This window comes from Halorubrum amylolyticum (assembly GCF_004114995.1).
GTDB classification, from domain to species: Archaea; Halobacteriota; Halobacteria; order Halobacteriales; family Haloferacaceae; genus Halorubrum; species Halorubrum amylolyticum.
In genome coordinates this window covers 1-9,956 of the sequence record NZ_SDJP01000054.1, presented here as the reverse complement: position 1 = coordinate 9,956, position 9,956 = coordinate 1, and the positions used below count along the sequence as shown (strand labels likewise).

The window sequence follows — 9,956 nt, the reverse complement described above, 5'->3', positions numbered from 1 at the left end:
CTGGTAGTAGTGGCGGTTGTACCGGGTGATTTCTGGGGGCTGGGGATCAGGGATCTCCTCGACGAGTCGGGGGCTGACGCCCACCGACTCGTCGAAGCGGTCGCCACACTCAGGACAACAGTCACAGGTGACTTCGATTTCTTCGTCAGGATCGGCCGTAGAACGCCACTCCGGATCGTGACCATCCTTCCGACCGGGAGTGCCACCGTCAGTTCGGACATCGTCGTCTTCGTCATCTTGCGAGGTCGGGGACCTGTCGGTCCCCGACCGTCGCTTGCTGGGTGGAGTGTGCGGATTCTCGTATTTGCGAAGACGTGTTTCGAGTTCTTCGATCCGCTCGTCTTTCTCTTGTAACTTCTCTCGGAGCTGTGCGTTGTCTTGTTCAAGCTCTTCGACTCGTTGTTCAAGTTGTAAAAACCGGGAGAGCAACTCCTCTTTGGTGAGATCATCTCCGTTCACAGATCCCACCTTCCAGTACAGACAGCAGAGGTAACGGGATGGGCTCCGTCGTGGAGCCCATCCCTGAGAATCATCACGAACCTCTGCTGCCAGTTCATACAGGCTAAGTTGTGCGCCTTCTATGAGATAGCAGCGAAATCAGTTCGGGCTAAACACGTACACGTTTCTCAAGGTTCACGAGCGTTTAAATACATCACTTCCGCCGAAACCGGAGAACCCCACCGATACCCGTGATAGCGGGCTCAAACGCCTCGATCCGGCGGAATCTCGTCGTCGAGCGATCCTCGGCTGGAGACGCGGATACGCGACGGATTGTCGACTGAGTCGGTCGTTCGGAACGAATGTGTCACCCGACATACCGGCGTATTTTGCTGGAATTTGCGCGGTTCGAGGGCGCGGACGGGGGCGAGAGCGGGACCTGACGGGACGAGCGGAGCGCTCTTTCGCCGGCGGTCGCGGCGGGACGACGCCCTCCGTCGCGGCGGGACGACGCCCTCCGTCGCGCCGGAAACCCGAAAGGACTTTGCGACCGATGGACGGAGTACCCCTCACATGGCCAACCTCTGGGAAGACCTCGAGACGGGACCGAACGCGCCGGACGAGATATACGCGGTCGTGGAGTGTCTCAAGGGCGAGCGGAACAAGTACGAGTACGACAAGGATATTCCCGGCGTCGTCCTCGACCGGGTGCTCCACTCGAACGTCCACTACCCGTACGACTACGGCTTCATCCCGCAGTCGTACTACGACGACGGCGATCCGTTCGACGTGATGGTGCTCGTCGAGGACCAGACGTTCCCCGGCTGCGTGATCGAGGCCCGTCCGGTCGCAATGATGAAGATGGACGACGACGGCGAGCAGGACGACAAGGTGATCGCGGTGCCGACCGAGGACCCGCGGTTCGACCACATCGACGACCTCGAAGACATCCCCCAGCAGATCCGCGACGAGATTGACGAGTTCTTCTCGACGTACAAGAACCTCGAAGCGGGCAAGGAGGTCGAAACCCTCGGGTGGGAGGACAAGCGGGCCGCGAAGGACGCGATCGAACACGCACAGGACCTGTACGACGAGGAGTTCCAGTAGGCCGACTGAGGACTCGGGACGCCCCGACCTCGCCGCGGCGGATAACCCTTGAACATACCCACCCGCGCCCCGGATGCGTTATGCCCATGGGTAATTTTTAGGGTGTGGGTCGCCTACGCGTAGATAGGATCATGAGCGCACACAGCCAGCCGTCCGTCGGCATCGATCATCCGACGGTCGTCCCCGCCAACTTCGAGCCAGAGGACGACGACGAATCCGGGGACGTGGCGGACGACGGACGCGCGGAGCGGTAGCCGACCTACGCGTTCTCGACGACCGCGGAGAGGGTCCGGGCCTCGGCGACGAATGACTCGAACCGGTCGTCGACCCAGTCGATCACGGCGGAGTCCGCCGATTCGAGCACGCACCGAGGGTTGTTTCTGCGGTCGTAGGCGGTCACGCAGGCGAGGTCGTCGCACCGGAAGAGCCCGTACTCGACCGGTTCGGGGGAGACGTACACCGTCATGCCGTCATCGCGGAGCGCACGGTCGGTCGCGGGGCCGAACTCCGCGATCGACTCCTCGACCACGTCGCGGTCGATGACGAGTTCGACCTCGGCGCCCGCGTCGAGCGCCTTCGCGGCCGCCTCGTTGAACTGCTGGATGACGACGGGCGAGACCGCGCGGATCTCCTCGCCGCACCCATCCCGCAGGAGCTCGGTGAGGCGGTCGACGGCGGCGAGGGGGTTCCGGTCGGCCGCGACGGTCAGCTCCCCGGTGTCGATCGCCGAGGACGGGAAGTCGGCGCCGACGCGTTCGAGGTTGGCGGCGAGCTGACCGTACCGGTCCGCGAGCTCGACCTCGTCGAGCAGCGCCTCGTACGCGTCGTGGACCCGCCTTCCGGTCGACGTCACGTGGTAGGCGGCGTCGCGCTTGACGACCCAGTCGCGGTCCCGGAACCCGGAGAGGATGCGCTGGACCGTCGTCCGGGTCGCGTCGACCGCAGCCGTGAGGCCCGCGGGACGGCGGGGCTCCCGCCGAAGCGCGCGGAGCATCGCGACCCGGACGGGCGACCCGGCGAGGTACTGTGCGCCGTCGTGTCCGTCGTCGGCCGTCATCGTATGATCCCTGTGTACGGACACCGCACGGTTAACCGTACCGCGTTCCGAGCGCACGCGGCCGGAAGCGGGTCCCGTGGGCTCCGCTCACGGCCGGTGTCGGAACGACACGATGGTGCCGATCGCGTCCTCGCCGTCGATCGTCTCGGTGGTGACGGTCGGGGCGACGACCGCGTCCGCGCCCAGCGCCTCCTCGATCACCGCGATGAGGGCGTCGGGATCGGCGCCCTCCCGAAGCACGGGCACCCGGACCTGCCGGCGGTTGACGGCGACGTCGCCGAGGTCGTAGTCGGTGTGCTCGAACGCGTCGCGGATCGCGGCGTCGATGTCGGTCATGGCCGCCACTCGGGTGCGGGTAGTGAAAAAACGGCGGGGCGACGGATCGCCTCGGACCGCCCCGCCCGGTCGCCGCCTCACGCGTACGCGTCGTACTCCTCGCCGAACAGCGCGAAGTACGCGACGCCGACGAGCCCGATTGTGCTCGCGAGTCCGAACGCGAGGACGGGGCTCCCGCCGAACGCGACCCCGGTCGTCGGGACGGAGAACCCGCCGTAGATCGCCCCTCCGAGCGCGGCGCTCGGGATGACGACCGCGTTGCGGACGAGGTAGTAGGAACCCGAGACCCGCCCGCCGGTGTCGCGCTCTGCCGGCCCGACGATCAGCGCCTTGTGCGCCGGGAGCCCGGCGAACCTGAGTCCGGAGAACGCGAACAGCAGGACGACGAGCGGCGCGGTCAGGGCGGCGTCGGCGGGAACGGCGATCAACAGGGCGGGAAAGGCGGCGTACACGAAGAACCCGAACGCGACGACCGGCTTCAGTCCCACCCGCTCGGCGGCGCGGGCGGCGGGCGGCATCGACACCAGCGCGACGAGCATCTCCACCGCGAGCAACACGCCGAAGAAGGCCGCCGGCGACAGCGAAACCGGGCCGAGGTCGAGGCCGACCTCCAGGAACTGCGTGATCACGATGACGAAGAAGACGTACACCATCCCGTTCGCGAACCGCACGAGGGTATCGCCGACGAGCAGCGGTCGGAGCTCGGGCGGAAGACTCCGGAGGTCGTCGAGCACCTCGCGGACCCCTTGGAACTCCGCTCCGAGGGTGTCCTCGCTCGCGTCGTAGAGGACGTGCTGGAGCGCGGTGGCGGCGACCGCAAACGCGAGCGCGACCGCGAGCACGTACTGAAAGCTCGCGGAGAAGCCGCCGACGTACTGGATGACTCCCGCCGCGATCAGCGGACCGATCAGGAAGGCGGTGCGCCGGAACACCTCGGTGCTCGCGAACCCCCGCGCCAGCCGCTCGGGCGGCACCGACTGCTTGACGATCGCGAACGTCGCGCCGAGCCCGAACGACTTCCACGCCTGCGCGAGGAAGAGGCCGACGAAGATCCAGATCCACGGCTCCAGGACGACGCCGGCGACGGTCACCGTGCCGAGGTTCGGCGCGACGAGCCACACCGCGAACCCCAGGCTCGACAGCAGCCCGAACAGCGTGAGCGCGACCCGCGACCCGATCCGGTCGGAGAGCCGTCCGCCCGGATAGGGGTACACCGCCCCGATCACGTTGCCGACGGTTCCGAACAGCCCGATGACGAACGCGCTCGCGCCCAGCGCGCTCAGGTACTCCGGGATGTACCGGTTCGTCATCTGGAAGCCCAGACTGAACGCGAACATCGCCAGCGACAGCACCAGCACGTCCCGACGCAGCGAAACGAACTGCCGGAACGGGCCGAGCAGCTCCGCCTCCCCGTCGGAACCATCCATACGGAACCGATCGCTTGACTCCGCCATCAACGCACCGATCGGAGGGGATTTGACCCCATCCGCCGGACGACGCCGCCCGACCGATATTAATTCATATATTTTAGAAATTCAACTATTGGAAAATGGTTGTCGCAAAACAATCTTGCTGTTAATATCGCGCGATATTTCGTGTAATATGCACGAAAGTGTTGCAAGCTACGTGGCAGAGCACCCGAAGATGGCCGGCGTCCTGTTCACCGCGCTCCTCCTGCTGACGCAGGCGGCGCCGGCGTCGGCGAACGCGGCAGCATTCACTCCTGGACCATAGACGACAGGAATTCGTCGTTCCACGTCAGCGCACCGTCGCAGAATATTGGAAGTGCTTCTAACTGGAGAAACTGACGAAGCTCTTCGATAGGAATACTAGTGGCGTCGATATTCGTCGGAACATAGTAGTCCTCCTCCACGGACCCGAGATTCAGCGTGCCCATTGAGCCAACGCCGTAAGCCCCGTTCGGAAATATTTTCGTCGACAGGTTCCAGACACTGTTTTCCATCTCAGTTATATTCAAAACTAGCGCCACCCCACTCCGAGTCTGACAGATCGTCGTCCCGCCGTCGCCGACGACGATGTACTGGTGGCCGGTGATCAGCTCCCGCTTGGCGACGTGGAGCGCGGTGCGGAGGTTGAATCCGCTGTTCATCAGCCGGGCGATGATGCGGCCGAGCCGGGTCGCGGGCGAGTTGGCGACGTCCGAGAGGGTGACGATGCCGCCGCGGGAGCCGCGGTGGATCAGCGCCTCGCCCTGCTGGTACGACTGGCAGGCGTTGAGCAGGAAGGCGCTGACGCCGACGTCGAGGTCCTCGGCGGTCAGGTCGAGGTAGCCGTCGGCACACTGCATCCCGCGGTCGTCGACGTGCCCGATGTAGTGGAGGAAGTCGACGCCCGACCGGAGCGCCTCGCGCATCTCCTCGCGGACGAGGTCGTGGCGCACCTCGATGTCGAACTGGACGATGTCGCGGAGCCCGTACAGGTCCGCGACCGCTCCCTCCTCGCGCATCTGCTCGTCGTTGCAGACGACGAGCACGGAGATCCGCGACTGCTCGGCCGAACCCGCCTCCAGCCGGCGGTGATACGCGTCGAGGACCGCCTTGTTGGCGCCGAGCGGAACGCCGGCGCCGACCCACGCGTGTTCGACCGTATCCACCGGCTCCGGCCGCACGAAGTCGGCCTCGGTCGGGGCCGCGCCGCGGCCGGCGGCGTCGGCGCTGCGTACGAACCCGTTCGGGCCGGGAGAAGCGACCGCGGACGACCCGTCGGCCGCGGACGCGCTCGGTCCCCGGAAGAACCCGACCCCGTCGCCCTCGCCGGCCGCCGCGGGGGTCGCCGTCTCCGGGGACCGGACGATCGACAGCTCGCCCGCCACGAACGGGAGCATCTCCACGTTCTCGGGATCGGGGCGCACGTCGGTCGTCAGCGTCCACCGGGGGAGCTCCGGCTCGACGCGCTCGAAGGGGACCGCGAGGTACTCGCCGAGCCGCTCCGCGAGCGGGAGGTCGTAGAGCCGGCCCCAGTCGAGGGCGAGGTCGGTGGTCTCGCGCTCGTGGAGGTCGACCGGATAGAACCCCTCCGTGCGCGCGAGACAGTCGAAGTGGAACGCCTGTCGGAGCACCTCGGCGGTCCGCCGCTCGAAGTCGGGCTCCAGGGAGTGCGTCCAGCCGTCGCCCTCGATCCGGGGGGCGTCGCCGGGGACCACGTCGGCGGCGAAGTAGTACGCCAGCGAGACGACCGGATAGAGGTAGCGGTGCTCCGGGGGGACGACGATCCGAATCCCGGAGTCGAGCGGGTCGATCCGGTCGGGGACGCGGAGTTCCTCGCCCGGCTCGATCAGCGGCGGGTGCCCGCGGAGGGTGGGGAACGACCGCTCCGGGCTCGTCGTCTGGAGCGCGGAGCCGAGCAGCGACACGGCGTCCATCAGCGACTCGGGGTCGGTGGGCGTCTCGATCGTCCCCGCCGGCACCTGGTGGAGCGACCGAGCTCCGACCGCGACCTCGGCGGGGGCGTCGAGGTCGATCCGGGTCGTCCGATCGGTCGTCGACACGGAGAACGGCGACGCGAACGCGAGGTACAGCTTCGTCGGCGCGGGGTCGACCCCGACGTGGTAGGAGCCGGGGGGCATCGCGTAGTCGTCGCCGCGCGTGAGCAGCGTCCCGTCGTCGGAGCGGGTCTCGACGACCGCGACCCGGGGGATCTCGATGGCGCCGGCCTCAACCGCGACGCTCGCGTCGACGGGGAAGTAGTGGGCGTCCTCGGGGTTCGCGACCGGCTCGACCGACCGGTCGGTGTACACCTCGAACTGCGTGTTCTCGATGTGGTCCGTGACGGTGATCCCGGCCGCGTCGGACAGCGGGTCGATGTCGATGCTCATGGGGATGGACCGCGTTCGGGGCGGGAGATCGCCGCGATACGGGTCGGCGCGGCGGGATTCGACGCGGCCGTCGTTACCGACCTCTGGAGCGACCCGGCGATAAAGCTTGTGTCGGGGGATCGCCGCGGACCGAACGGATAAAGGGGCGGCCGGCCCACGTTCGCGTAATGATCACGCTTGGAACGGCTCGTGCCTCGCCGGGGGAGACGGACACGGGCCGTCTCGAGGTCGGCGAGACGCGGGACGGGAGTCCCGTCCGGCTGCCGGTGGCCGTCGTCAACGGCGCCGAGGACGGCGAGACGCTGTACCTGCAGGCGGTCAGCGACGGCGACGAGCTCAACGGGCTCGGCGTCGTCAACCGCGTCGTTCCTCGGCTCGATCCGGCGGCGCTGTCCGGGGCCGTCCTCGTCGTCGGCGTCGTCAACTACTTCGCGTTTCAGGTGGCGGAACACCGGAACCCGATCGACGACCGCAAGATGAACCGCGGGTACCCCGGCGACGAGGACGGGACGACGAGCGAGCGCATCGCCCACGCGACGTTCCAAGCCGCGAAGCGGGCTGATTTCATCTTGGACCTCCACCAAGGGTCGACCAGCCGGATGATAAACGAGACGCGGGTCCGCTGCGGAGTCCGCCACCGCCTCCACGGCGACTGTCTGGAGCTGGCGAAGGCGTTCGGATGCGGCCACGTCCTCGACATCAAGGGACCGGACGGACAGCTCGCACGCACCGGCCCGGAACACGGCATCCCGACCATCGATCCGGAGCTCGGCGGCTGCGTCGGCTGGGACGAGGAGTCGATCCGATACGGCGTCGAGGGCGTGTTCAACGTGCTCCGTCACTACGGTTTCCTCGACGGCGACGTCGACCTCGAACGACAGACGCGGGCGCGCGGCTTCGACCAGTACGGGTCGCCGGCGGGCGGGCTGGTCCGGTTCGAGCGCGAGCTCGGCGAGCGCGTCTCCGCCGGCGACGCCCTCTACGAAGTGACCGACGTGTTCGGCGAGCTGAAAGCGCGGGTGACCGCCGACGACGACGGCGTCTTCTGGCGCACGCGGCGGCTCCCGCAGGTCGCCGCCGGCGAGTACGTCTGTTCGGTCGGGACCAACGTCGACCAGTACTGATGCCCGGCGACCGCGGCTCGGTTCGCGACCTCGCCTGTCCCGAGTGCGGCGCGACCGTGCGAGACCGGTGGCGCTGCGAGTGCGGCGCCCCGCTGGAGTTCGTCGACACGCCGATCCCGAAAGGGCCGTCTCCGGACCCGGAGGGCGACGGGTACGACGCGATAGACGCCCGAAACGGACTCTGGGCGTTCGAGGCGTTCCTCGCCGTCGGCGACGACCCCGCCGACCGGGTGACGCTCGGCGAGGGGATGACGCCGCTGGTCGACGCGGACGGCGGGACGGCGAGGGAGGGGGCGCGGGCGAACGGCGACGGCACGCCTGACGCCGACGAGTGGAACGCCGCGTTCAAGCTGGAGTACGTCTTCCCCACCGGCTCCTTTAAGGACCGCGGCGCGACGACGACGCTCACGCGGGCCCGCGAGCTTGGCGTCGAGCGCGTCGTCGAGGACTCCTCCGGCAACGCCGGCGCCGCGATCGCGACGTACGCGGCGCGCGCCGGGATCGACGCCGCGGTGTACGTCCCGGCCGACGTCAAGGAGTCGAAGCTCCGCGCGATCCGCCGGGCCGGCGCGGAGCCGGTCCGGATCGAGGGCTCGCGCGCGGACGTGACCGAGGCGTGCGTGGCCGCGCTCGGCGGAGGCGGCGGGGGCGGCGGAGGCGGTGGAGGCGGCGGGGGAGGCGGGGGAGGCGGGGGAGGCGGGGGAGGCGGGGGAGGCGGGGGCGGCGGGAGTGGAGGAAAAGGCGGTGCTGCCGATTCCGCGTGGTACGCCAGCCACGCGTGGAACCCGGCGTTCTTCGAGGGGACCGCCACCGTCGCCTACGAGATCGCGTTCCAGCGCGGCTGGGAGGCCCCCGACGCGGTCGTCACCCCGCTCGGCCACGGCACCCTGTTTCTCGGCGCCTGTCGCGGCTTCCGACGGCTGAAGCGCGCGGGCTGGATCGACGAGGTCCCGCGGCTGTTCGGCGCGCAGGCGGCCGGGGTCGCGCCGATCGTCCGCGAGCTTCACGGCGCGGAGGCGGCCGACCCCGAGGGCCGCGTCAACGCGGCAGCCGACGGGATTCAGATCGCCGAGCCGGTCAGGAAACGGGCGATCCTCGACGCCGTCGCGGACACCGACGGCGACGCGCTCGCGGTCACGCAGGCGGCGGCCGAGCGCGAGCTCGACCGGCTCCACGCCGCGGGCTTTCACACCGAGCCGACCTGCGCCGTCGCCCCGGCGGTGCTCCGCGAACTCCGCGAGCGCGGCGTCCTCGCGCCCGACGACGACGCCGTCGTCCCCCTGACCGGGAGCGGGCTGAAGGGCTGACCGCGGCGGTCGAGGGGAAGGCTGACCGCGGCGGTCGAGCGGTCCCCCCACCGTCATCCCTTTTCAGTCTCGCCCCGTGGTGAGGCGTATGGAGGTCCTCGTCTACGGCGCGGGCGCGCTCGGGAGCCTCGTCGGCGGGCTGCTGGCGCGGACCCACGAGGTCACGCTCGTCGGGCGCGACCCGCACATGCGACGGGTCAGGGAGGACGGGCTCCGGATCGACGGCGAGGTCGACGCCCGCGTTCACCCCCGGGCGCTCACCGACGGGACGCACCGCTCCGCCGACCTCGCGGTGGTCACGACGAAGGCGTACGACACGGACGCGGCCGCGCGGGCGCTCGCGATCGGGGAGTACGAGGCGGTCTGCTCGCTCCAGAACGGCTTCACGGAGGAGCGGCTGGTCGCGGCGCTCGACCCCACCGTGCTCGCGGGCACCGCGAGCTACGGCGCCCGGTTCGCGGAACCCGGACGGGTGACCTGCACCGGCGTCGGCGAGGTCGTCGTCGGGGCGCTCTCGGACGGGTCTGACCCGCTCGCGGAGCGCGTCGGGAGCGCGTTCGACGAGGCCGGGATCGAGACGACCGTGGCCGCGGACATGCCCCGGCGCCGGTACGAGAAGCTCGCGGTCAACGCGGGGATCAACGGCCCCTCGGCGCTCGCGCGGCTCACGAACGGGGGGACCCTCGACGGGCCGGGCGGCGAGGCGGCCCGCGAGGCGGCCCGCGAGGTCGTGCGCGTCGCGCGGGCCGGCG

10 protein-coding genes and 1 pseudogene are annotated in these 9,956 nt (G+C 69.2%); 6 read left to right on the top strand and 5 right to left on the bottom strand.

The annotated features are described in order from the left end of the window. Window positions 1-459 (bottom strand): annotated as a pseudogene (locus ESO89_RS17855) (IS66 family transposase); the annotation flags it as partial. 552 nt (window positions 460-1,011) lie between these two features. Here ESO89_RS17855 and ESO89_RS17850 point away from each other — a divergent pair. Further along, window positions 1,012-1,545 (top strand): inorganic diphosphatase, encoded by a 534-nt coding sequence (locus tag ESO89_RS17850; protein WP_128906753.1) that lies wholly within the window; start codon window positions 1,012-1,014, stop codon window positions 1,543-1,545. A 131-nt stretch (window positions 1,546-1,676) separates the two neighbouring features. Continuing rightward, window positions 1,677-1,799, top strand: coding sequence for a hypothetical protein (locus ESO89_RS19255; protein ID WP_277750282.1), 123 nt, complete (start codon window positions 1,677-1,679; stop codon window positions 1,797-1,799). A gap of 5 nt (window positions 1,800-1,804) precedes the next feature. Here the strand turns inward: ESO89_RS19255 and ESO89_RS17845 are convergent, their stop codons facing one another. The 3 genes from ESO89_RS17845 to ESO89_RS17835 form a co-directional block, all read right to left on the bottom strand. Beyond that, a complete protein-coding gene (locus ESO89_RS17845) occupies window positions 1,805-2,602 on the bottom strand; it encodes a helix-turn-helix transcriptional regulator (protein ID WP_128906752.1) in 798 nt (265 codons plus the stop codon). A gap of 87 nt (window positions 2,603-2,689) precedes the next feature. After that, the gene (locus ESO89_RS17840; protein WP_128906751.1) at window positions 2,690-2,938 is read right to left on the bottom strand and encodes a hypothetical protein; all 249 of its coding nucleotides are present in this window, start codon (window positions 2,936-2,938) and stop codon (window positions 2,690-2,692) included. A 77-nt stretch (window positions 2,939-3,015) separates the two neighbouring features. Further along, window positions 3,016-4,365 (bottom strand): MFS transporter, encoded by a 1,350-nt coding sequence (locus ESO89_RS17835; RefSeq protein WP_128906750.1) that lies wholly within the window; start codon window positions 4,363-4,365, stop codon window positions 3,016-3,018. Window positions 4,366-4,540: 175 nt separating this feature from the next. Here ESO89_RS17835 and ESO89_RS19250 point away from each other — a divergent pair, with 175 nt between their 5' ends. Then, on the top strand, window positions 4,541-4,672 hold the full coding sequence (locus ESO89_RS19250; RefSeq protein WP_277750281.1) for a DUF7503 family protein: 132 nt from the start codon (window positions 4,541-4,543) through the stop codon (window positions 4,670-4,672). On the opposite strand, the gene ESO89_RS17830 is transcribed toward ESO89_RS19250, so the two are convergent. Further along, on the bottom strand, window positions 4,656-6,773 hold the full coding sequence (locus ESO89_RS17830) for a caspase family protein (RefSeq protein WP_128906749.1): 2,118 nt from the start codon (window positions 6,771-6,773) through the stop codon (window positions 4,656-4,658). The genes ESO89_RS19250 and ESO89_RS17830 overlap by 17 nt on opposite strands. A gap of 167 nt (window positions 6,774-6,940) precedes the next feature. Here ESO89_RS17830 and ESO89_RS17825 point away from each other — a divergent pair, with 167 nt between their 5' ends. From ESO89_RS17825 to ESO89_RS17815, 3 genes are all read left to right on the top strand, one after another. Continuing rightward, window positions 6,941-7,897, top strand: coding sequence for a succinylglutamate desuccinylase/aspartoacylase family protein (locus ESO89_RS17825; protein WP_128906748.1), 957 nt, complete (start codon window positions 6,941-6,943; stop codon window positions 7,895-7,897). Then, entirely contained in the window at window positions 7,897-9,204 is a 1,308-nt protein-coding gene (locus ESO89_RS17820) for a pyridoxal-phosphate dependent enzyme (RefSeq protein ID WP_128906747.1), read from the top strand. Before ESO89_RS17825 ends, ESO89_RS17820 begins: the two co-directional genes overlap by 1 nt. 88 nt (window positions 9,205-9,292) lie before the next feature. Beyond that, a partial coding sequence (locus tag ESO89_RS17815) for a ketopantoate reductase family protein (protein WP_164932834.1) occupies window positions 9,293-9,956 on the top strand: 664 nt, incomplete at its 3' end.